The sequence below is a fragment of the Cryobacterium sp. TMS1-20-1 genome (genome assembly GCF_004402355.1).
GTDB classification, from domain to species: Bacteria; Actinomycetota; Actinomycetes; order Actinomycetales; family Microbacteriaceae; genus Cryobacterium; species Cryobacterium levicorallinum.
Genome location: NZ_SOGF01000019.1, coordinates 1 through 20,932, shown reverse-complemented (window position 1 = coordinate 20,932; position 20,932 = coordinate 1). Strand labels below are relative to the sequence as shown.

The 20,932-nt window shown below is 63.6% G+C and carries 20 protein-coding genes; 4 read left to right on the top strand and 16 right to left on the bottom strand.

From position 1 onward, the window contains the following. Nucleotides 1–11: 11 nt before the first annotated feature. Nucleotides 12–500, top strand: coding sequence for a hypothetical protein (locus E3O45_RS03785; RefSeq protein ID WP_134441867.1), 489 nt, complete (start codon nt 12–14; stop codon nt 498–500). Nucleotides 501–550: 50 nt separating this feature from the next. Beyond that, nucleotides 551–1,627 (top strand): TM2 domain-containing protein, encoded by a 1,077-nt coding sequence (locus E3O45_RS03780; RefSeq protein WP_134441866.1) that lies wholly within the window; start codon nt 551–553, stop codon nt 1,625–1,627. Between the two features lie 186 nt (nt 1,628–1,813). Here E3O45_RS03780 and E3O45_RS03775 read toward each other — a convergent pair whose 3' ends face one another. The 11 genes from E3O45_RS03775 to E3O45_RS03725 all read right to left on the bottom strand — a co-directional run bounded on the left by E3O45_RS03775 (nt 1,814) and on the right by E3O45_RS03725 (nt 12,690). Continuing rightward, on the bottom strand, nt 1,814–2,698 hold the full coding sequence (locus tag E3O45_RS03775; protein ID WP_134441864.1) for a DUF4393 domain-containing protein: 885 nt from the start codon (nt 2,696–2,698) through the stop codon (nt 1,814–1,816). Nucleotides 2,699–2,745: 47 nt separating this feature from the next. Further along, nucleotides 2,746–3,090, bottom strand: coding sequence for a hypothetical protein (locus E3O45_RS03770; RefSeq protein WP_134441863.1), 345 nt, complete (start codon nt 3,088–3,090; stop codon nt 2,746–2,748). Between the two features lie 164 nt (nt 3,091–3,254). After that, nucleotides 3,255–3,917, bottom strand: coding sequence for a hypothetical protein (locus E3O45_RS03765; RefSeq protein ID WP_134441861.1), 663 nt, complete (start codon nt 3,915–3,917; stop codon nt 3,255–3,257). A gap of 425 nt (nt 3,918–4,342) precedes the next feature. Continuing rightward, entirely contained in the window at nt 4,343–4,585 is a 243-nt protein-coding gene (locus E3O45_RS03760) for a glutaredoxin family protein (RefSeq protein WP_134441859.1), read from the bottom strand. 256 nt (nt 4,586–4,841) lie between these two features. Then, entirely contained in the window at nt 4,842–5,906 is a 1,065-nt protein-coding gene (locus tag E3O45_RS03755; RefSeq protein WP_241985213.1) for a hypothetical protein, read from the bottom strand. Nucleotides 5,907–5,910: 4 nt separating this feature from the next. Then, nucleotides 5,911–7,386, bottom strand: a complete 1,476-nt coding sequence (locus tag E3O45_RS03750) for an ATP/GTP-binding protein (protein WP_134441857.1) — start codon at nt 7,384–7,386, stop codon at nt 5,911–5,913. Further along, nucleotides 7,383–9,053 carry a hypothetical protein gene (locus E3O45_RS03745; RefSeq protein WP_134441855.1) on the bottom strand — a complete coding sequence of 557 codons (1,671 nt, stop codon included), beginning with the start codon at nt 9,051–9,053 and terminating at the stop codon, nt 7,383–7,385. The genes E3O45_RS03750 and E3O45_RS03745 overlap by 4 nt, the downstream gene beginning before the upstream one ends. Next, on the bottom strand, nt 9,050–10,498 hold the full coding sequence (locus E3O45_RS03740) for a hypothetical protein (protein WP_134441854.1): 1,449 nt from the start codon (nt 10,496–10,498) through the stop codon (nt 9,050–9,052). Before E3O45_RS03740 ends, E3O45_RS03745 begins: the two co-directional genes overlap by 4 nt. Before the next feature lie 11 nt (nt 10,499–10,509). Further along, nucleotides 10,510–11,205, bottom strand: a complete 696-nt coding sequence (locus tag E3O45_RS17435; RefSeq protein WP_166789391.1) for a hypothetical protein — start codon at nt 11,203–11,205, stop codon at nt 10,510–10,512. An 8-nt stretch (nt 11,206–11,213) separates the two neighbouring features. Continuing rightward, entirely contained in the window at nt 11,214–11,543 is a 330-nt protein-coding gene (locus E3O45_RS03730) for a pilin (protein WP_241985212.1), read from the bottom strand. 19 nt (nt 11,544–11,562) lie between these two features. Then, nucleotides 11,563–12,690: a hypothetical protein gene (locus E3O45_RS03725; RefSeq protein WP_134441852.1), complete on the bottom strand. Its 1,128-nt coding sequence runs from the start codon at nt 12,688–12,690 to the stop codon at nt 11,563–11,565. Nucleotides 12,691–13,364: 674 nt separating this feature from the next. On the opposite strand from E3O45_RS03725, the gene E3O45_RS03720 reads away from it, so the two are divergent. Then, the gene (locus E3O45_RS03720; protein WP_134441851.1) at nt 13,365–14,300 is read left to right on the top strand and encodes a DNA-processing protein DprA; all 936 of its coding nucleotides are present in this window, start codon (nt 13,365–13,367) and stop codon (nt 14,298–14,300) included. Between the two features lie 27 nt (nt 14,301–14,327). Here the strand turns inward: E3O45_RS03720 and E3O45_RS03715 are convergent, their stop codons facing one another. From E3O45_RS03715 to E3O45_RS03705, 3 genes are all read right to left on the bottom strand, one after another. Next, on the bottom strand, nt 14,328–16,241 hold the full coding sequence (locus E3O45_RS03715; RefSeq protein WP_134441849.1) for a hypothetical protein: 1,914 nt from the start codon (nt 16,239–16,241) through the stop codon (nt 14,328–14,330). Then, complete coding sequence (locus E3O45_RS03710) at nt 16,238–16,984, bottom strand: hypothetical protein (protein ID WP_134441847.1); 747 nt, start codon at nt 16,982–16,984, stop codon at nt 16,238–16,240. Before E3O45_RS03710 ends, E3O45_RS03715 begins: the two co-directional genes overlap by 4 nt. A gap of 108 nt (nt 16,985–17,092) precedes the next feature. Next, nucleotides 17,093–17,542, bottom strand: a complete 450-nt coding sequence (locus tag E3O45_RS03705; RefSeq protein ID WP_134441846.1) for a hypothetical protein — start codon at nt 17,540–17,542, stop codon at nt 17,093–17,095. 187 nt (nt 17,543–17,729) lie between these two features. On the opposite strand from E3O45_RS03705, the gene E3O45_RS03700 reads away from it, so the two are divergent. Beyond that, nucleotides 17,730–19,385 (top strand): ATP-dependent endonuclease, encoded by a 1,656-nt coding sequence (locus tag E3O45_RS03700; RefSeq protein ID WP_166789390.1) that lies wholly within the window; start codon nt 17,730–17,732, stop codon nt 19,383–19,385. A gap of 134 nt (nt 19,386–19,519) precedes the next feature. Here E3O45_RS03700 and E3O45_RS03695 read toward each other — a convergent pair whose 3' ends face one another. Together E3O45_RS03695 and E3O45_RS03690 are read right to left on the bottom strand one after the other, a co-directional pair. Continuing rightward, the gene (locus E3O45_RS03695; RefSeq protein ID WP_134441842.1) at nt 19,520–19,879 is read right to left on the bottom strand and encodes a hypothetical protein; all 360 of its coding nucleotides are present in this window, start codon (nt 19,877–19,879) and stop codon (nt 19,520–19,522) included. A 60-nt stretch (nt 19,880–19,939) separates the two neighbouring features. Beyond that, the gene (locus E3O45_RS03690) at nt 19,940–20,302 is read right to left on the bottom strand and encodes a single-stranded DNA-binding protein (protein WP_104177879.1); all 363 of its coding nucleotides are present in this window, start codon (nt 20,300–20,302) and stop codon (nt 19,940–19,942) included. Nucleotides 20,303–20,932 lie beyond the last annotated feature (630 nt).

Below are 20,932 nucleotides of genomic sequence, written 5' to 3'. Positions count from 1 at the left end.
GGAGCACAATCATGGAACCAGAATCCGCCGAGATCACGGCCGAACATCTCACACCGCCGCCGCTGCCACAGGGCCCCGCGTTCAACAAACGCGACCTGACGATCGGTCTGGTCAGCCTGGCCATTGGCCTCATCGTCGGTGTCGGCGGCACGCTAACCGCTTCGTCGTTTGGTGGTGGGACCGGCTCTTTCTTGGCGTCCACCGCCATCGTCGATGCCACCCAGACCTGCGACGTTATCGACAACGTGTGGATCGCCGTGGGCGACGAGGGCCAAAGTATCTCGATGCAGAGCGAAGGCAAGGAGTCTCCTGGTGCTGAATACGTCGATGTTCTCTGCGTTCTCGACCAGCTCGACGTACCGGACAGCGTCAACACCCGCATCGGCAGTACCCGCGCACTCGACGGCCGACAGACCGCGACCTGGGCCGATTTCGACGCCTCCTGGGGCTATCACCCCGATAGCGGTCTCGACATCGTCGTCGAACTTTCCCAGCAGTAGCCCTGCCGATCCACTTAACGCACCCATCACAACAAACAGAGGATCACAACATGCCCACGCCCAACCACAACGCACCCCCGGCCGGAGTGCCGACATCCCAGCAGGAACAGTTCCTTCAGCCAGCGCCGCCAGCGGTGCTGGCCACGGACGCACGAATGATCGGCCCTGCGGTCTCACAGAAGTCCTTTATGGCCACTTGGCTTTTCGCCTGGCTGCTCGGCGTCTTCGGCGTCGACCGCTTCTACCTCGGCAAGATCGGCTCCGGCATCGCCAAGCTGGTGACCTTCGGCGGCGTGGGAATCTGGTGGCTCGTCGACCTCATCCTCGTTCTCGCCCAGGGCCGCGACAAGCAGGGATTGCACCTCGCCGGGTATGACCAGTACAAGAAGATCGCCTGGATCGTCACGGGCGCGGTAACCGTACTGTCCATGATCGTCTCCGGAGTCAACGCGAGCAACGCGCCGGGTGATACTCCGGCGGCCGTGGCTCCGGTCGCCGATTCGGCAGCCGAACCGGCCGCGGAGGAACCCACCGTGGAAGAGCCGGTCGTTGAAGCGGCGCCGGTCGACACCGTGCAGACCTGGGCCGACGATGCCTTCGGCACCTTCGAGGTCGTCACCCAGACCGGTGCCGGCGACAACCTCATCACGCTGCCGGCCGGCGCCACTGCCGGAATCGTCACCGCAACCCACGACGGCACGAGAAACTTCGCCGTCTCTGTGCTCGACGCGAGCAACGCATCCACTGGGCAACTGCTCGTCAACACAATCGGCGCCTACAGCGGCACAACACAGTTCGGCTTCAACTCATTCGGTGAAGACACGACCCTGCATATCACGGCCGATGGAAACTGGAGCCTGACCATCGCACCCATCTCTGCGGCACCCGCGCTCGTCGCATCCGGGACCGGTGACGGCGTCTATCTCTTCGACGGCTCCGCCGGCAAGCTCACGGCCACCCACGACGGCTCGAGAAACTTCTCGATCATCGAAGAGACGGACGAGGCCTTAAGCATGGGACTACTCGTCAACGAAATCGGCCCCTACTCGGGAACCGTGCCGCGGAGCTCCGGTCCGTCCGCCATCGTAGTGAGCGCCGATGGCAACTGGACGCTGCTTTCCGAATAACAACCGGCCGGCCGGCTTAGGCAGGCCGGCCCTCCGCCAGAGGTGTCCTGCCGGTGAGTAACGGCCGCAATCGCTCTAGGGACTGTCTAAGCAGTGCGGTCGAGACGCCGATAGACCGCTTGAAATCAGCGCCAAAACGGCGCTGTGCGACTCCAACTCGTTTTGTCCCATCCCTCGTGCAGACTCTCAGCTCCCGGGGGAATTGTCGATCGGTGTTTTTGCGCGGGGTTCTGGTCGAAATAATGGAATCTGTCCAGCAGTGGCCTGGGCTGTCCTTGCACCGATAGCTTCCGCGAACTGGTCTCCAAAGCTGGTGCGTTTGAGTACCCCTTTGGCCAAGATTGGTAAGGCATTGTCCCCCTTATGGAGCTGATACTCCGGGCGGCTCTCAACCCAATCGTAGGCATGGGGCGAGGAGAGAAAGGACATGAATGTCAGCTCGAACAGGCCAAGTCGTACCCAGTTGTCAATCCACACGGCGTACTCAGGACTTACCGCTGGCTCGCCGGAAGGTCGTTTAAGATCAATGATGTTTCGCTCGAGCACGTTCCATGCAGATTCGGAAGTGCGAATCTCAACAATGGCAAGCATCTCAGAACCGCGAAGAAGGGATCTGAGAGTGTCCGCTTCGCGTCCGTCAATTTGCTTTACTATTTCGACGAAGGCGGGGTGTGCCCGTTTGCTTATCCGCCCGTCCATTGCCGTAGCGATCAAATTCAAGTACATGTCCTTCAAGCTCTGCTCTTCATGTGTGAAAGCTAGACCCTGGATTGCTGGACCAGCCACAGAGGACTTAGGGGAAATGAGGTTTTCTGGCGGGATGGTGCCAGTTAGATCGGCCAGTTCCTTTTCAAACTTGTTCTTCATGTAATCCGCAAAGTGCAAAATGGCGAAATTAGCAGCCGCAAGCGGCAGGAGGACGGTATGTACCGTCTGGGCAACGATCCTCAATGATTTTGCCGCGTATTGACCCGCCTCCTGCGCGTCAGGATTTTCTTTCGCGATCTGCATGATGTCAGTCGTCAGATTGACTATCGCCTTTGCATTCTTTAGCGGCTGATCGTGGGTCATGAAACATGAGTCTATTGGTGACGTCCGATGAGCCTAAACAGCGTCGCCTATGGTCGGAACATCAGGATCTCTGCGAGCTGAGCGTCATCGTCAACGGGGTCGCCGAGGAGCAGGGGTACGAACCGGGTTAGAGCGGCGAAGCCGTTGGCCTGGTCTGGGTACACGCCGAGCGACACGAGGTGTGTGCTCCCGTTTGAGGTGGTCAGCTCGACACAGGGATAGTGCTCTTCCGGCGCGAGTCCCTCGCGCACGGCGTCCGCGAAGGTGTTGCTGTCGAGCTGTTCCTCGATCGAGACGACCTGGTCGAGGTTGATCCAGACGTCGTCAGCGCCGATAACCGGCCGGGAGCGGTCGTGTCCGTAGGTGGTGACGGCAAGTTTAAGAAAACGCATGAGGGTCCTTCCGTGTTGGGTAGGCCTTGACGCTAAGGCGCGGAAACCGGCCGTCGCCGCCGATCAGGGCGATCTGTGGAAAACGTCGCGCTGTGCGGGGAGTGTGAGGGGGATGTTCCCCCTCACCGGGTGAGACCACCGCCTCGCGGCGGTCTCACCCGGGGTTAGTGCCTGATATTGGCGAGGGCGGCGAGTGCGATTTCCAGTGCACGGTCGTAGGTGATTCCTGCGGGTCGGATCGAGCCGCGCACGAATCTTTGCGACTTGGGCAGTCGGAGCGTCCCGGCGTATCCTTCGGGCGCATCCTGCAGGGGCCCATAGCCGGGGTGCAGAAGCAGCCACTGGCTGAAGGACAGGTCGGCGTCGTTGAGGACGGCGGCGCGATACTTGGCGGTCGGGTTCAGGCACCGGGCCCAGAAGCGGTCGGCTTGGCCTCGGGCCGTGAGGCGTTCACTCACCGGGCGGGGCGTCACACCGGGGGTCGGCAGGCGCTTCATGGTCGCGGCGTGCACATAGGGATGTAGGCGAGAATCGTCGCGAGCGGGAATGTCGTTGAGGGCTGCTTGGGCGGCGCGTTCAGCTCGTCGTGCGGCGCGGCGCGCGGCGCTATCGTCTGCGTGGGTTCGGGACCACTCGGTGGCTTCGATGGCGCAGCAGATGAGGTTCCAGTCGTAGCTGTAGAACCGGATGAGGGCGTTGCGGTCGCGCTGAGTTCTGGGGCTTCCGGTGGCCGCGTATCGGGCAAAGAACGCGTTGGCTGCTTTGCGGTCGGCTGCTATGTCATCGCTGGTGCGTTCGGGACGGGTGGTGACGGGGAACTGGGGCATGAGACTCTCCGCTCAACTGATTTTTTTGCCTGGCTGGCAAGAGAATCGATAGAGAGCGGGAGTGCCGAAGTGCACGGCTGGTCGGGGGAAATAAGGGAGCCTGCGACCGCGCCCGACCAGGTGGGCACGGAGGCACGGAAGCGAACTACGATGACCGGCCAGACAGACGAAAAACGAAAAAGACGTCCGCGCAGCGGTCCAAGGACCCGCAGGGTCTCCCCCGGGTCCCCCATGGGGTTGTGTCTGGAGTTAGGCGACGTATCCGAGGCGCGAACACCGATTCACGGGGCTGAGCACGCCGAGGTTGACGAGCTCCCGCGCCGAGCGGTGATCACCACGCTGGTCGGTCTCCCTGCGCGTTCCGGGTCGTTTCATTGCCGGATGCGCTGCCCTGCTGCCGCGGGCCTTGTCCATCGGCGCGGCGGTTAGTGGCCGATTTTGGCGATGAGGTCGGGGCGGAAGCCGGCCCAGTGGTTGTGGTCGTCGATGACGACGATGGGAGCGCTGCTGTAGCCGAGTTCGTCCTGCACGTAGGTGAGGGCTGCGGGTGTTTCGGTGAGGTCGACGACGGTGTAGCTGATGCCCTGTTTGTCGAGGGCGAGTTTGGTCATCCGGCACGGCTGGCAGTTCGGTTTCGTGTAGACGATGACGCCGACTGTTTCGTTCATCGCGGGGCTCCTTTCACTCACACTGTCGGGGTGGTGCTGTTCGGTAGCGGAGGTTCGCTGTGCCCGGGAGGAAGCGACCATAAGTGCGGGACCGAGTGGTGGGGCCAGTGGGTGAGGAAATAAGCGACCGGAGGGAACGCCGAGCCCAGTTGTCCCACCGGTCGGCACATCGTGCGCGCGTTGGTCAGCGCCCGCCCGAGTCAGCAGGCTCCTCGAACGAACAGACAGCATCCGTGACGTGGGTGGGGCTGCGCGGTTATCCAACAGTCATCGGATCGTTGGTGAACGCGACATCGAGGTGCAGGTGATTGCAAGTGTCGTCGAACTGGGTGAAGTGCACCACCGCCAAGTTGATGCCGGCCTCCCGCCGGCAGTCTGCCTGTCCGATCCGTGCCCCCGTCGGCATCACCGGATCGAGCAGCCCGATCAGGCGGAGGGACTGGCCGTCGGCGCCGGTGAGGCTGCGTCCGCCGAGGGAGTAGAAGTCGACGGCTCCGCCGCCGCCGTTGATCCAGTGCGAGGACGCGGTGCCGGCGCCGAGAAGTTGCCCGGTGCATTTCCGGTTGATGTCGCTGACGCCGACCTGGTGAAACTGGTTCACCGCCAGGACCATCACCTGCAGGATGCGGGTGTCGATCCCGCAGTCCGGCACGGTTTGCCCGCTGGCGATCCACCGGATCTCCTTCAGATGATCCGGGACGAGGCCGCGCAGCTGCCCGTTGTCGGCAGCGGTGACCAGCTGCTGCGCCAGCCCAACCGCATCCCCGCCACCGACACCACACGCACCGCCGCCGCTGGCGGTCAGTGCGGTGACTACGTCGGTCGCCGGTGCGAAGAACGGTGCGTAGTGTTCCGGGTCAGCGTTGATCTGCACAGCGGATGCTGCCGCCGACGGCGCCATCCCCTCCCACCCCGTCAGGGCAGTCAGGCGTTGGAAGAACAGCCGCGCGGCGGTGGCCGGGTCCATCCGCTCCGCGAGCGTCCCGTAGGACGCGCGTTGTTGGAAGAGACCGCGGCTGTCGGGGCCGGCGGTGTCACCGTGGTCGAGGTTGACCAGGCTGGACTCCCCCATCGCCGTCATCACCCCAAGGGTTTGCGCCTGCATGGTGAGGCCGAACTGGACGCCGGCGTTGATGATGTCAGCGGCGTTGGCAAGCTGGTCGCCGCTATACCCGGCGATCGCCGGGTGCTGGGCGGCATCCGCTCTGTTGACCGCGGTGAGGCCGCAGCTGGTGCCGGTGCCGGAAGAGAGGGCGACGGTGCCGCCGACGGTCAGGAGCAGGCCGGTGAGGCTGGCGGCGAGCAGTTTGACCAAGCCCATGATGTTAGAAGATGGTGCCGACGGATAGGCCCTCGTCGGTGTTGGTCAGCTGTCGCTCCCAGTCGGAGCGAATGTGCTCCACGTGCGCTTCCGGGTGCGACCCGAACTTGAAGATGTAGTGCCCCTCCGCCAAGTTCTCGATGGTGCGCGCCGTTTCCGGAGCGAACCCGAAGGTTTGCTGGCACCAGAGTGCGTCTTCGGGGCGGGACTGCCGATAGACAATGACGGTTTGCGCTTCCTGGATGATCGCCATGCCGGGAGAGTCCTTGGGGATGTCGGTGCCCTTGTGCATCACGAACACGTTCGAGATGCCCAGGCCGCGGGAGAGTTTCTGGTTGGCTTTGATCAGCTGCGCCGACGGTCCGCCAATCATGTGCCAGCCCTCCTCATAGACGACGGTGGTGGCGGAGTCGCGTTCGCTGCGCAGCCGGCCGAGCATCCACATGTTCCCGATGGCCATCACGACCGGCACCGCTGGGCCGTCATCGGGCAGCTGCGAAATATCAAACGACGTCAGCTTGCCACTCAGGTCCACCGTCGACGATGTTTCGCCGTCGAGAAGTCCGGCGTATTCGTCGAGCAGCCCGTTCAAAGTCCATTTCACCGAGAGGCCGGCTTTGTGCAGGTCGTCGCGGGCGGTGGCCGAGAGAGTGCGGTAGTCGTCATCGTCGACGATGAGGCCGAGGTTCGGCAGCACGTCGGCGAGCACCGGTGCCCGTCCGTGGGCCTGGCCGACCGTGCGGCGCAGCGCCGCTCGGAGGGCTTCCTCTTCCCATTCGCTGAGGGGCTGATCGCCCCGAGCGATGCGGGTGACGATGTTCAGCAGCCGTGTCTGCCCTTTGACGCCAGTGCCGCGAGCGATCATCGGATCGAGCAGGTTCAGGGTCGTGCCGGTGCCGTCGGTGGTGAACCGGATCGGTTCAAAGCCGTAGTGCCGCACCACGTTGGAGTATTCGCCCTCCCCGCTCTGATCCTTCTTGTCAAACACCACCCCGCGCCGGCCCTGCAGCAAAAGAGGACGGACGACGTAGTTGCATTTGGTGTGAGAGCTTTTACCGGCGCCGACGTCGCCCATCACGATCACGTTCGGACTCGACACCTCCCGCGGCTCCGAGTTATACGCCGTCACCGGGTCGTGGGAGATCGTCGTCCGCGACAACACGTCCCGTCCGTTGACCACGCCGCGAGTGCCTGTCGGCGGGCCGATCAGCGCGGTGTTGAGAATCTCGGCTTGCCGCGTCGTCGTGGGCGCGCCCGCCAGCGCCGGCGCGTAGAAGCCGCGACGCGCCGCGGCCGCCTGCGTACGCAGCGGTGTGCCTGGCAGCGCCCACGGCACAATCTCTGCCGCACCGTGGCTACCGGCCGCGTCGATCCCGCTGGTCTCGTCGGCGGGCACTTCGACGGGCGGCGCGAAGCGGCGCAGCACCGGCAGCGCCCACAGCCTCGAGCGGGATGAGCTGGTGTCGTTGGGTGTGGTCATGTGAGGGCCTCCTTGTCGGATTTGCCGGCCAGGCGGCTGTAGACGCGGGCAGAGAACGACGGCGCCGACGCGACCAGGCCTCGCCCGATCGGCCACGTCGTGCCCGAGGCGGCGGCCTGATACGAGTCGAGCCAGTCCAGGCTCTCTATGCCCAGGCCGGTGGAGCAGGTTTCCTCGAGCTGCCTGGATGCTCGCGCCAGCTCCTCCCGCGAGCGGACGGAGATCGTCACGAAGCCGATCCAGACGGCGCCGTGGTGCTGCGACCCGGAGACGAGGTCTTGCCGGCGGCGTCGGGCGGCTGTCATGTGCACGTCGGTATCGTCCGTGTCGAGTTGCCCAGCCTCCCTGCGGGAGAGTGCTTCGGCGGTGTCGCGGACGAGGTCCTGGCGGGCGGCGACTTTCGCCTCCGATGCCGGCACCAGGTGCAGGTGGAAGCTGACCGAGCGGATGAACTGGATGTCCTTCCCGATCAGCAGATCCAACACCCACAGCTGCGTGCGGGCGGCGGTTGCGAGCGCTTCGGCGCGGATCGCTGCGGTGCGATGCCACCACCGGACCGGCAGCCCGGTGAGGGGGTCGATGCTGTCGACGATGTGCGCGGAGAACTCTTCCTCGGCGGGTTCGCCGACCCGGTTCGGGTGCACGTCAGCGACGAAGTCGATCGGACGCGACGGGTGCTGCTGATGCCGCACCACCGCAGCCACCTGCCGCGCCGTGAGCACCTCCACCCGGCCAATCTTCGACTCCGCCAAACCACGCTGGGTTGACACGATCTCCTGACGCATCAACGCCCGCCATCCGTCCCGGCCGTCGCCGTATTTGCGGGCGGCGTCAACGAAGGCGGGAGTGAGGGGCCAGTTCACGGTGACGAAGTGGCGTTGCACCATCGCATCGTTTCCAGTCAGCCGCAGCACTTCCTCGTAGGAGGCGACGGCGTCGACCGGCGCCGACGGGTCGAGGTTATTCAGCACCCAAAATTCCTGCAGCGCCGTGTCGGCCGGCAGCACCCGGGTGGTGATCTGCACGTCCTGGACGAGGACGGACGGAACGGCGCGGGCGGCGAGGAACGCACCCCAGCCATGGGCGGCGCGCGCCATGACACTGGCCGATTCGATCCCGCGTAGTTGCCCGCTGACGGTAAACGTCACCGACAGGTAGCTCTGCTCCCCAACGGGGGCGTGCCAGGCGATGCCGGGCTCGCCCTTGCCGTATTGCAGCCAGCCGAGTCCGTCCGACCCGTCCGGGTTCGCCCGCATCGCCACCACAGCCCGGCCCGCCTCCGCAGCCGCCTCCCGGGCTGCCGGGCCTTTCGCTGCACGGGCGTCGGTGAGGGCTTGCTGGAGCTGGTCCCACGCGCCGACTTCGTAGGGCTCAAACCTGGTCGTGCCCGCCCGGGTGCGTTTCTTCCAGCGGGCTCGTTTACGCCGCCGGTCGACGATTGACCCGCGGTGTGTTTTCGCCGTGACCAAGAAGGTCACCCCGCAACTGACCGCCGCCGCTGCGAGGGCGGGCCAACCGATCAGTGGGGTGAACACCATCCCGAACACGAGCGAGCAGGCCAGGAAAATGATCCGAGCGCGAGAGTGCGTGCCGCCGAAGAAGGAGCGGTGCCCGCTCTCCCCGCCCAAATAGCGAATAACCGTGCGGTTACGCAGGTCCGTCATCATGTGTGATCTCCTCCCAGGGTCGGGGTGTCATCCATCGACTCCGTCGCCTGCTCTCCGGCGGTCTGGACCATGTCCATGCCTTTCCCGACGGCCTCGACGCTCTTGTGCGCGGCGGCGATCCCCGCCGCCGCGATCAGCGTCGGGACGCCGACGACCGCGCCCGCGCCGGTCGCTGATTCCGCCGTCCCGGCGGCGAGCCCGGTCTCAGCCGCGGTAGCCGCTCCGCCAGCGGCCGCACTTGCCCCGGCAGCTCCCGCGGTGGCCGTCGCTGCCCGGCCGGCGCCGATCGGCGCGCCGTCACCGGGGGCACCGGTGCCCGCTGCGGCAGCAGCAACGCGGTTGCCAATGACCTCCGACAGGCTCCCCGGAGCTGTCGAGGACTCTGAGACGCGCTCGGTCGTGGAGTCCGTGGACTCTTTCGTCGTCGTCGAGGAGGTCCGATCCTGGCTGGAGGGTTGGCCGTAGCGTTCGGTGGCTTCGGTCATGTTCTGCGCCCCGATGTGTTTCCCGACGTCCACGGATGGACCGGTGGTGCCGCCGAAAGCCATCGGAATGATCGGGGCGAACTTCATCAGCAGCAATGGCGAGAGCGCGGCCATCAGCAGCCCGATGATCGCGACCATGAGGGACACCATCGATTGCAGGCCGAAGTTGTTGCCGAACGCGCTGATCTGGTTCGCCGTCATCGAAAAGGCTAAACCCAGCAGCAAGAACAGCAGCGGGTGGGCTGCGAGAATCCCAATCCACAACGCGGCGATCTTCAAGCCGAAGGAGCGCTTGTTTTTGTCGATGATCCACACCAGTCCAAGCGGCAGCAACACGCCGGTGAAGTAGAGGGTCACCAGCTGCACGAGCAACATGAGCAGCACCAGGAAGAGGGCGAGGATCATGCAGATCATCAGGATGACGCCCATGACGATTCCGCCGGTGATGCCGACTGGGTCGGCCTGCTCAATCATGGTGGTGAACTGCCCGGTGACGGTATTCGCTGTGCCGGTCAGGCCGGCTGCGACGAAGACGTCCGTGAGGGAGTGGAAGAAGTTAATCAGCATGATCCCGAACATTGGGCCGAACATGGCCCCGAGAAGGAAGGTTCCAAAGTACAGTCCGACGGACTCGACCAGATCGCGGCCGGCCTGGGCGCCGCGCGCCGTTCGCACAGCTTGCGGGATCAGCAGCAGCACGGCGACGAAGATCGCCGTAGCAAAGCTAATCTTGTAGGCGTTGATGAACCAATCCGCCGTCAGATCCGGCAGCGTTGCACTGGTCAGCGCTGGCATGATGTCTCGGCTCATCCCCTGCGCTGTGTCGCGGAGCATCTTGAATGTGTTTCCCCACGGGTCCGACCAGTAAGACACCACTCCGGCGGCACCGTTGATGGCATTACCTATGCCGCCCACGAGATCTCCGAAAAATCCTGGGTCATCGCCGGGCGTGGTCGCCATGCCTAGCATCGTTAGCACCCGCTCGTGAAGGGTTCACCGATCGAAAACAAGTCCTCCGTCGTGCGTGTCCCTTCAGACTTCGCAAATTTCCACGCGCCGTTTTCCCACCGGACGGTCACGGTAATCGATCCTTTCAACGTTGGGCTCATGGCCCCTTTTATGACGAGCCCCGTGCCGATCGTGGCGACGACTTCCTCGTTCGACGCCGATTCGATGTGCCACACACCAGGAATAGTCGACAGGTAGTATTCCGTCGCGTCCGGCACGAGCCCGCCTGAGACGTTCGGATTGTTCGCGAAAAACTCTCGCAAATCCTTCGTCGGAACATCAGTGGCGAGAGCGCTTGCCGCGACAGAGTCTGCATCGTCTGACGACGGGTAGGGGTACTGGTGTAGCCACCGTACGAAGGCGGCGGCGTACTCGACGGCCCCGCTGCTCGTGTGCGACGCGGCTTTCTGGGCGGCGAGGACCATGGCTGCGTCTCGTGTTTCGCCGCCGAGGCATCCGGTCGGCTCCGCGTCGACAGGTGTGGTGCTCGGCGACGGCGTGCTGCTCGCTATCGGTGTTGTCGGCTCGGGTGAGGGTGTGGCGGTGTCGCGTTGGCTGCCGAAGTAGACGGCGCCAGCGATGATGAGTGCGCCGATGAGGATGGCGGCGGCGACGATCCAGGGCCAGGTGCTGCGGGTGGGTGGTGCGGTCGCGTGCACGAGTGCTCCTATCCGAAGACGGCGAGGATGGCGCCGACGATCACGGCGAGGGCGGCGAGCACCCCGAGGGAGATACCAGCCCACATGGCTTGGTTGCGGGCGGTTTTGTATTCGTTGGGGTTGCCACCGCTGGAGGCGCTGGCCATTTTGATGATGCCGATGATTAGGAACACGATCGCCAGGATGATGCCGATCCCCCACACCCCGGCGAGGAGCTTCTGCCAGAGCAGGGTGAATTCCGCCCCGAAGATGGTGAAGTCCGGCAGGATGCCGTCGAGCGGGTTGTCGATCGTGCGCACAATGGTGGCCACGAGGGTCTGCAGGGATTCTGTGAGCATGACGGTTCGCCTTTCGCTGCTATCGGACGGTGGCTTGCAAAGTACGCACGACGCCCGCCGCCGCTGCGGTGAACGCCCGCCGCGTCTGTGGGGCGAGATGCCCGAGGGTAATCTGCCCGCGCTCGGCAATGTGCGGATCATAGGGGATAGTGAACACCTGCTCGACGCCGGCGTCGGCGATGATCTGGTCGACCCGGTCGACGACCTGCCGGTTCTCCGGCCGCCCATCGGTCAGCCGCAAGATCGTGGCGTGATCGGCCAGGCTCGCGGCCTTGCCGCCGGCCGAGCGGAGCACGTCCAGCAGCGCGACCGCCTCCAACACCGCATCTCCGGCGTTGAACACCGGAATCACCAGGGCGTCCGCGGTGTCGACGGCGCCCTGGAACGCTGAGGAGGAGGGCTGGTTGCCGCTGTCCATGACGCGGATGCCGTAATACTGATCGACGACCGCCGCAACGGCCACCACATCCTGGTGGGTAAGGCGCGGCCGGCGCCGGACGGTACCGATCACGGACGCGAACGAGGTTTGCGGGGCGGTATAGCCGGCGAGCTGCCCGGCGCTACTGATCGTGTCGACGTCGCGGACGAGTTCTCCCATGCCGCGGGCAGGGTTCCCCTCCGCCCGGAACGACAGTGCGCCGGGATCGTCGGAGACCTCGAGGATGCACACCGATCCGCCGCGCGCGGCGGCAAGGACTCCGCCGACGATGATCGCCGACGGCGTCTTCCCGACACCGCCCTTCTGGTTAGCGACCAACACGCTCACCGCACGAGTCCACGTCGCCTGCCGAATCGTTTCCTCATCCCGCCGCAACGCCTCGGTCTGTTCGCGCTCGGCCAACTCCGCCGGCCCCGGCGTCATCGAAAACCCAAGTCGGGAAAGCACGCCGCGCAGGCCGCGCTGCGCACCCTGCGCCTGCGGGGCTGTGGAGAGCAGCCCGAGGTCGTGATCGGAACCGCCAAACAGATCGGCCAGAGCCGGCTCAGACGGGATTCCTGCCGGCCGCTGCGGCGTCGCGGTGGACGGTGCAACAGTCTCGTCGACGGCTTGGCGTTCCGGAAGCGGTGCGACCGAACGTTCGGGGGTGGGGGCATCCGCTTCGATGTAGCCCTGGGCACGTGACGCACCGCGAAACGCGGTACTCACGGGTGGGTCAGTGTGCTGGTTCGTGGTCTGTGTTGTTGCCTGATTCTGACTGGACACAAGCAAATTTCCCTCTCTAGGACCCCATACGGTGCTCGTCAATCACCACAACGACACAGCGATTGGAATCAGTCATGGGGCTGGCCGGGCGTCGGCGGATTGTGGCAACAGCCGGGCATATTCCTGCCAGCCATGCTGTCGTATCCGTTCGAGCGGACCGGGTGTGCACCGTCACGATTCCCTTTCTGTGCGGCGTCGTTGCCGTCTAAGTCGAGAGTAATGCTCACCTCTGACATTGGATGCGACACACCGCCAAGAAGACACGAAATGCCCTCAAAAAGTCCCGGCCACAACAGCGACCCCGGGACCGGGCAGTCGCCCCCTCCCTCGTAAAGTGCTAGTCAGTTCGCATGGGCAACGACCTATGTGGAAGCGGCTACGCCGCTGCGAACCTCAAATTTTGAGCCGCATTTGCGGCCTCTTTTTCAAGGGCTTGTTTGACCTTTCCGGCCGGTCATCGTAGCTCGCTTCGCGCTTGCGTTCCCAGATTCTCAGACGCGGTCGCAGGCTCCCTTATTTCGCATGAGATTCTGGGCACTACAGCTCTCCCGCTCGCTATCGATTTCTCTCGCCGGAAGGCAAACAAAATATTCGGTCCAGGAGAGGGAGCCACCATCATGACCATCGCTGCGGTTATCGAGACCATCAGCACCGACACCACCGTAAGCAGTCCCATCAGCCACGACACCATCGCGCGTACCGCCTGGGCCACCATCGCAGAACCCGGCGACCGCCACGTCGGAGCACTCATCGCACGGTATGGGGCCGAAGCCGCCCTAACCGCCCTCCTCAGCCTCAACGGCGGTACTGCGGCCAGCCAAGACGGGACCCTCGCGCAGCTGCGATCGACCAGCCTGCCTCGTTACTCGGTTGACCGGGTCGTCGACGCGATCCGCCTCACCGTCGAAGGCGGGTACGAGCTGCTCACGCCAGTACATCCGAACTGGCCGGCATCCGTTGCCGATCTCGGAGAGACAGGACCGTTTGCTCTCTGGGTGCGCGGGGACGCTTCGCTTCTGAGCGCGCCTAGCGTGGCGCTGACGGGCACGCAGTTCGCGACTCCGTACGGCAAGCACGTCTGCGTGGACCTGACCTCCGGTCTAATCGAGCGCGGCTGGGCGATTGCCTCCGGCGCCGCTCGCGGCATCGACACCGCCGCCCTCGCCACCGGTCGGGCATTCGCCGGCCGCAACGTGGTTGTCCTCCCCACGGGCATGGATGACACCTTCCCTGCGGAAAACGCGGAGCTGGTCGACGCAGTCGCGACGCACGGTGTCGTCGTGAGCGAGATCCCACCGGGACAAACGCCCTCGGCGTGGCGGTTCCAACGTGGCAACCGGCTCCTCGCTGCGCTCACAACCAAGACCATCATTGTCGAAGCGGAGTACGAGTCCGGGCACCTCCACACCGCGGTGACCGCCATCGAGCTCGGCCGACCGTGCGGCGCCGTGCGCGGGTTGACTGCGACCGTGTCCAATGAGGGATGCGACCGGCTCATCCGTCAGTACGGCGCCCGCCTTGTCGCCACCATTAACGACGCCGACCGACTCTGACCCTGACTGGAGCGCCGCCCGCATCGGTCAGGCGGCGCTCCCCGATTCATCCGTCTCGACGACGTCGAGCCGCACAACCTCCTCGTCACGACCACCCTCGACATCAGCCGGCGCCGGCACCGGCGTGAGCGGCGCGGATGCTGGTGTCTGCAGTTGCCGGTTGGGCAGTGCTCGGAACGGAGCGATCGCGCCGCCCTGCACGATCCAGAACGCTCCATCCGCGGCTTCCCGTACGTCCTGCGGCGGGATGACGTAGGTGTGTTGGGCGCGGGCGCTGCCAAGCTCCTCGCCGGTGGCGCGGCCGGCGGATTCCATCCGCATCACCGTCCCGGCATACTTCACCACATCTTCCGGGTCTTTGGACCGGCCAAAGATCAGCGCCGCGCCACTGGTGAGTGCACGGCGCCGGCGGACCTCATCGTTAGATAGGCCCGCCGGGCTCTGCGTCGCGAGGACCAGTCCGACGCCGGCGCTGCGCGCCGTCTCAAACAGGCTCCCCGCGGTATCGCCCGGGTCCTGCGCACCGGTCACCAGCTGGGGGAACTCGTCAACGATGACGACCACCGGGGACTTGTCGCGCCGCTCCAACCGGGTGGCGAGGAAGTTCCGCAAGTCCAGCAGGAGCAGATCACCCAGCCGCGCCTGAGCGTCGTCGACCGGCGACAGCGGAATAACCGTCACGTCAGCTTTCGGCGCGTCGTAGGACCAGCCGTCCTGGCCGATCCAGCGTTGCATCGGCCGCAGCGCCACCAGCAGGCTCTGCAACGCCCGTGCTCCCGCGGTCGACCCGTCGCGCTCCACACGCTTGTTGATCAGCGGCAGGTCGTCTGTGTCGTCGACGAACCGGGCCGGGTAGGTCAGCCGCTCGCGCAGGTCATCGATGCTGCACAGCGGAGACCTACCTTGCACCATTTGCAGCACCCCACGAATCTCATCGAGATAATGCTGGTTGGCACCATCAGGGACAGGCATCAGCCGCATCAGCTTCGCCGTGATCTGATCCCCGGTACCGTTGAACAGATTCCACGTACCGCCGGTTGTCGCGGTGCGACCATAGGTCTGCGCCACGGCGACCAGATTCTCGGCGTCAGCCGGGTCACCTTTCGCATCTATGACGAACACGGGCCACCCGTATTCCAATGCACACAACACGACCCCGTTGATCAGGACGGTTTTGCCGCTACCGGACTCAGCAATGATCAGTGCCCGCACCGACGATGCCGTCGGCGGCAGCACCAGATATTTGCCGGTGGCATCGACCCAGTCGCGCACCCGGCGCATGTCATAGAAGCGGTCAGCGAGGGTCCGAACCGTCACCCGGCTCGTCACCCCGAACGCCTGCCGCTGATCTCCCACGGCCAGCGGAACGGTGACCGCTTGGCGAGTGGTACCGACGATGCGGCCCGTCTCGGCCTCGAGGCGCACTCCGATGCGGCGGGCCACGCTGCTGTCGGCAGCACGCTTACGTGCGGTCTCAATCTTCTCCTGCCGCACCACGTTCGATACCCGCCGAGACCGCACCTGCTCGGCGATCTTCCGCCGCCGCAACGACCACGCCGCCGGCAGCAACAGCACCCCGGCAAAGAAATTCGCCACCGCCCACGGACCAACCATCGACCAGAGCTGCGCCCACCACTCAGCGCCGTCAAAGAACTCGGTCGCGGCCCCCGAGCGGATCCAGTCCGCCAGCAGGATTGCCTCCCAAGCGAGGAGCGCGACTACGAGGAGGATACCGACGGTATTGACTACCCACTGCCACCGCCACACCACCCAGAACCGGGTCTTCGTCGCGACAACGTCGCCGGCAATCCGGCTCACCACGACCGGCACGACCAGAGGCAACGCAATCAAGACCATGACGACCGCGAACGCGGCGCCCAGCAGCCGCGCGATCGTGTCACTGGTGGCGTCCGTCTCTACCGGAGCGGCCGTGTCGCTCATGCGTGGACCTGCGTCGACTCGCCCCACCCGCTGCTGCTGCTGCTGTCGAGCTCCACCACGAGGGCGGCTCGTCCGTGTGCAGTCGCGTAGGCGCCGGCGCCCAGCTCGGCGCCGGTCCAGTACCCGCGCGCGTCGAGGGAGTGTTGGGAAACGAAACGGGGTCGGTCGCTGCGGACCAGGTGCTTGTCAGCCTCCCGTGTTACCGCCCGATCAGCGTCCGCCGTGCAGAAATACGCGATCCGATCAATCCCCTCATGCGCCAAGCGATACGCGTGGCTCTGACAAATCGACTGATACCGCTGCCACGTCTTCGGCGTCAACTCCACCTCCACCAACTCGACAACCCCGTCACGCTCGGCCACCCCATCAGCTTGATGCTCGCGCACGCTGTTCGGTTTGCGATCCCGCCGCCACGTGAACCCCTGCGCCAGATAGCGCGCCGACACCGTCGCGACCGCTACCTCGTGCCGCGTCGTCTGCCGAAACAGATTCGGCGCCGGCTTCCCAATCGCCAGATACGTGGCCCACACTATCGACCCATCCCGATACGCAACCCGGCCCCGGTCCAGCAATCCAGTCCCGATCATCCGCACGGCCCACTGCTGCGCCCGGCGCAATGACACCGGTTCACCAGCACCAGACAGGGCGCCCAACGCCCACCGCACGGCGTCCATATCGGCGAGCCGCACAACATCCAACCACGCCAAAAGTGCCTCGTCGCGCTCCGTCACCTGCACCATCACTCAGCCTCCGAACTGACAACGTTTCAGCTTTACCCCACGATTCTGCACCCAGCCACCGACACAGCCCCGCATGCCACACCGCACATCGTCCACTTCAACTCATCAACCTCACCGCTTCAGCTCATCGTTTTCCTTACCCGATTGCTTCCTACTTTCTGCCATCAGCTCCCCCATTTTCTGCCGGCTTTCCCTAGCTTTTCCTGTCACCATTTTCACTTCTTCTCTGTCTTCACTTCTTCTCTGTCTTCTCTTCTTGTTCTCCCTCTTTTTTCTTTTCAGTTTTTTTCTTTTTGTTTTTGTACTTCTGTTTTTTCTTCTACTTTTTTCTTCTCTTTCCCTGTCCCACCACCACCCCTTTACTTCCCAACCTCCTACACACTGAGGAACGATGGGTGTGGGAGGTTGAGAAGCGAGCGCAGCGAGGGGGTGGCGGTGGGACAGGGAAAGAGACCCCTCGCCTATTCGTTTACCTATTCGCTGCCGGTGAATAGGTAAACGAATACCCGCCCCGTACAGAACTTGCCCAACTCGTCGACTACCGACGGTAGATTTCCCCATATAGTCGAGTCGCTAGAGCAGATCCATCGTCTCGAAATACTCCATTGGCGGCACGCCAAGACCAGCGACAATTGTCATATCGAGTGGAGAGATTGTCGCCGGACTTCTACTTTCCGATTGGCAGCGATTCCTAAAGTCAAATCACCCCGCCCATGAGCGATATGTTTCTTGGATGCTACTAACTGGTGTGCGCGTCAAGAATTTCCGGACTGTCGGCGCGCAGGAGCAATTGCTGGACTTAAGCAGAACGCTCACAGTCATCGGTCCAAATAACAGCGGAAAGACGAATCTTCTTCGATCCGTTCAAATGTTGTTCACTGGATACGATAACGCGCACGAGTACAACGTGACGGAAGATTCTCCCCGCGGCAAGGGCGCACGCACCAGCATCGTTGGATATTTCGACGGTGACCCCCACGGCCCGGATGTTGAGTTTTATAGCGACCTCGACAGGCTCTACGGGATGTACGGTCTCAACCGCCCCGGGACAATCGTGGCTCTGTACCTCACGTTTTCTCCCTCCGGTACCCCTACCTACAACTTCTTCCCGAACCAGAAGAAGCCTAATGATGGTGCAGTACAATCCAGCATCAGTCGACTTCAGAGACAACTAGTCGTGGACCTGCTGAGTCGGTTTCAGTGCCACTTCATCCCGTCCGAGAAGAGCATGCGGGAACTCGTTGACGATGTCCTCACACCGTTCGTGCACGGAGTCGTTGTTGATGTTCTTCAACCGCTCTTGGGAAAAGTGGAGTCCGAACTGAACAAGGTCTCTACGCAAATCACACGGGCATTAGCTGACAGCGGCGTAGATGGTCTTTCCGCTTCCTTCGGATTTCAAGGAGGGCTGATCCAGAACATGCTCGGCAGCTTTGACTTCTATCTGAGTGACCCATACAAGACGCTGCTCGCGCGGAAAGGGCAGGGGACGCAAAGCCTGGCATTCATGGCCGCGCTTCGTTGGGTAACTGAGAAGGAATCTGAATTTGGGCGGCGGTCCATCTGGCTGATCGAGGAACCTGAGTCGTTCCTGCACCCGAAGTTATCTCACAATGCAACTCAACTACTCGCTTCCTTGGGCGACGCATCAACGGTGATCATGACAAGCCACTCGATGGCATTCGTCCCGCACGACCCCAAGAAGGTGGTTGGCACGCATATTGGTCCGGATGGGTGCACTTCTTTGGAAACGTTCGTTTCCCACGAGAAGGCCACTGCGGCTCTCCGCATAGGATTGGGCCTCAGGTTCGCCGACTACTTCTCGTTAGGCACCTCAACGGTGCTCACCGAGGGGCAGTCGGACTCCGAATACCTCCGATGGTTTCTGGCGCTTTCCGCAGAATGGGAAGGATGTGAGTGGCCGTCGCTCAGGCGCGCGACGTTCAGTGACCGGGGCGGCGCTTCCCAACTGGGTGGCTTTGTCCGTGCGAACTACGAAATTCTTCGCAATGAGCAGCCGACGGTCAGCCTTTTTGACGGGGACGAAGCCGGTCTCAAAGCCGTCAGCGACGTCAGTCATTACTTCAACAATATCGGCGTCGCCTTCAACTCAAACCGAGAATATGTCTACGTTCGCAGTGGGTTCGCGATTGAGGGACTCTTCCCTGATCTCTGGGTGGTGGAAGCGCGAGACGCCAATCCTAATCACTTCATAGAAGTGCAGACTGATGCGGCTGGAAAGCTGATGAAAGTCCGCATCAAGGACAATTCAAAGCACTCCGTGGGAAATTCTCTCAAGCTGCGCGCAGAGAGCGAAGTTGACCAAACATGGGCATCAATGTGGTCCACCGTCTGCGCCGCTCTGGACGGAGCGCTCCGGATACAGGCCGACGCACGTACATGAGCTCGCCGCCACACTAACGATCGAGCAAATCCACTTCGCGAGAGCCATTTGCCGCCAATGCTGCTCGGGGACCCTCCCTGCAAGTGTTAGTAAATTCACTGGACCAGTCTCCCCGAGCGTTACAACCGGTTCCATCATCCATCGAACCAGCGGACGACGCCGTTGGCGTTGTGGGCTTGCAGGAGGGCGTCTTCGACGATGCCGGCGAATTGGGCGGCGTCGCGGAGGCCGAGTTCGGCGCGGGCGACTCCGGGTGCGCAGCCGGCACCGCAGCCGTCTTCGCCGTTGTACTCGACGCCGTCGATGACGGTGCTGTGCCAGTTGGCGAGCTGATCGTAGACCTGGCCGAGCGAGCGTTGGATGGCCGTCAGGCATCCGAGCAGCAGGTACGAATCGTAGGGTCGGTCGATCGCTCGGGTCGCGTGCGCCAGGCTGCGGGCAGTGTCGGCCAGTTCGTTGGCCTGGGTGATCAGTTCGCTGTCGTGGTCGTTCATGGTGGTGCTCCTTTCAGGAGGTTGTGCGGGTGGGCCGCGCGTGCGGCCCACCCACGATGGCTATTCGGTGTCGGGCTTGGAGTTGCGGCGTACGGTGGCGACGGCCCGGTTGAGGTCGGGTCCGACGTTGTCGGCGTCGATGACGCGGCCGTATTGGCGGGCCTGGTCGTCGCCCCAGCTGTCGGTGTGCTCGCGGCCAACAACGATCACGGGGTCACCTTTGTGCAGGGTGGCGGCGACGTTCTGGCCGAGCTCGAACTTGGCTTCCACGAAGTGCGTGGTGGCGGCGTCGTGGGCGAGCCATTTGCCGCCGCGGTATTCACCGGTGTTTTCGATGACGCGGAGCTTGGTGATCTGGATGCTGCCGGCTGTGACGACCTCGGGGTCGAGAGCCAGGTTGCCGATGATGGTGCGTGTGGTCATGAGTGCTTCTCCTTCGATGGGTGGTGCGTTGAATTGCTACGGAATGCCGTTGGCCTCGGGTTCTTCGACCAACTGTTTTTTGTGCCGTCCGGCGAGAGAAATCGATAGCGAGCGAGAGCGCCCCGAGTGCCCTGAATCTCTGACGAAATAAGGGAGTGTGCGACCGCGTCTGAGAATCTGGGAACGGAGGCGCGAAGCGAGCTACGGTGATTGGCCGGACAGGTCACAAATTGTGTTTTAGGCGGTGTCGCATCGAGCCATGTGTGGCTGCGATCGAGCGTCAATCGCGCGGCAGATTGGGCAAGTTATCCACAGGCGTTTGTCGCGCGCGCGTACTGTTAATGTTTTGTTTGTCCTGTTAATACTGTTAGGGGGGCCGGTCAGCGGCCCCCTGTAGGGCCAGATCTGGCCCCCTATCGGTACGCTAAACGGCCCCCTACGGGGGCCGCTCACCGGCCCCCAAACTTCCGCGTCGAAGCATCGGAATGACGTTAGTTTCATACCCTCGGTGACCGCCCGGTTTGGCCTTGCCCCCGGTTAGTGGACACGGGTTAAGCGGCGAGTTGAACTTCCGCGGTCTCTGACGAGTATTGCAGTTCGAAGGTGACGGGGCTGACATCGCCGATCGAG

What these genes read in the sequence shown, in the direction of transcription:
- E3O45_RS03715 (WP_134441849.1), bottom strand. Translation starts at nt 16,241, where the DNA reads ATGAGCGACACGGCCGCTCCGGTAGAGACGGACGCCACCAGTGACACG.
- E3O45_RS03765 (WP_134441861.1), bottom strand. Translation starts at nt 3,917, where the DNA reads ATGCCCCAGTTCCCCGTCACCACCCGTCCCGAACGCACCAGCGATGAC.
- E3O45_RS03750 (WP_134441857.1), bottom strand. Translation starts at nt 7,386, where the DNA reads ATGACCACACCCAACGACACCAGCTCATCCCGCTCGAGGCTGTGGGCG.
- E3O45_RS03730 (WP_241985212.1), bottom strand. Translation starts at nt 11,543, where the DNA reads ATGCTCACAGAATCCCTGCAGACCCTCGTGGCCACCATTGTGCGCACG.
- E3O45_RS03780 (WP_134441866.1), top strand. Translation starts at nt 551, where the DNA reads ATGCCCACGCCCAACCACAACGCACCCCCGGCCGGAGTGCCGACATCC.
- E3O45_RS03775 (WP_134441864.1), bottom strand. Translation starts at nt 2,698, where the DNA reads ATGACCCACGATCAGCCGCTAAAGAATGCAAAGGCGATAGTCAATCTG.
- E3O45_RS03690 (WP_104177879.1), bottom strand. Translation starts at nt 20,302, where the DNA reads ATGACCACACGCACCATCATCGGCAACCTGGCTCTCGACCCCGAGGTC.
- E3O45_RS03755 (WP_241985213.1), bottom strand. Translation starts at nt 5,906, where the DNA reads ATGGGCTTGGTCAAACTGCTCGCCGCCAGCCTCACCGGCCTGCTCCTG.
- E3O45_RS03785 (WP_134441867.1), top strand. Translation starts at nt 12, where the DNA reads ATGGAACCAGAATCCGCCGAGATCACGGCCGAACATCTCACACCGCCG.
- E3O45_RS03740 (WP_134441854.1), bottom strand. Translation starts at nt 10,498, where the DNA reads ATGGCGACCACGCCCGGCGATGACCCAGGATTTTTCGGAGATCTCGTG.
- E3O45_RS03760 (WP_134441859.1), bottom strand. Translation starts at nt 4,585, where the DNA reads ATGAACGAAACAGTCGGCGTCATCGTCTACACGAAACCGAACTGCCAG.
- E3O45_RS03705 (WP_134441846.1), bottom strand. Translation starts at nt 17,542, where the DNA reads ATGGGGAAATCTACCGTCGGTAGTCGACGAGTTGGGCAAGTTCTGTAC.
- E3O45_RS03770 (WP_134441863.1), bottom strand. Translation starts at nt 3,090, where the DNA reads ATGCGTTTTCTTAAACTTGCCGTCACCACCTACGGACACGACCGCTCC.
- E3O45_RS03720 (WP_134441851.1), top strand. Translation starts at nt 13,365, where the DNA reads ATGACCATCGCTGCGGTTATCGAGACCATCAGCACCGACACCACCGTA.
- E3O45_RS03695 (WP_134441842.1), bottom strand. Translation starts at nt 19,879, where the DNA reads ATGAACGACCACGACAGCGAACTGATCACCCAGGCCAACGAACTGGCC.
- E3O45_RS03745 (WP_134441855.1), bottom strand. Translation starts at nt 9,053, where the DNA reads ATGATGACGGACCTGCGTAACCGCACGGTTATTCGCTATTTGGGCGGG.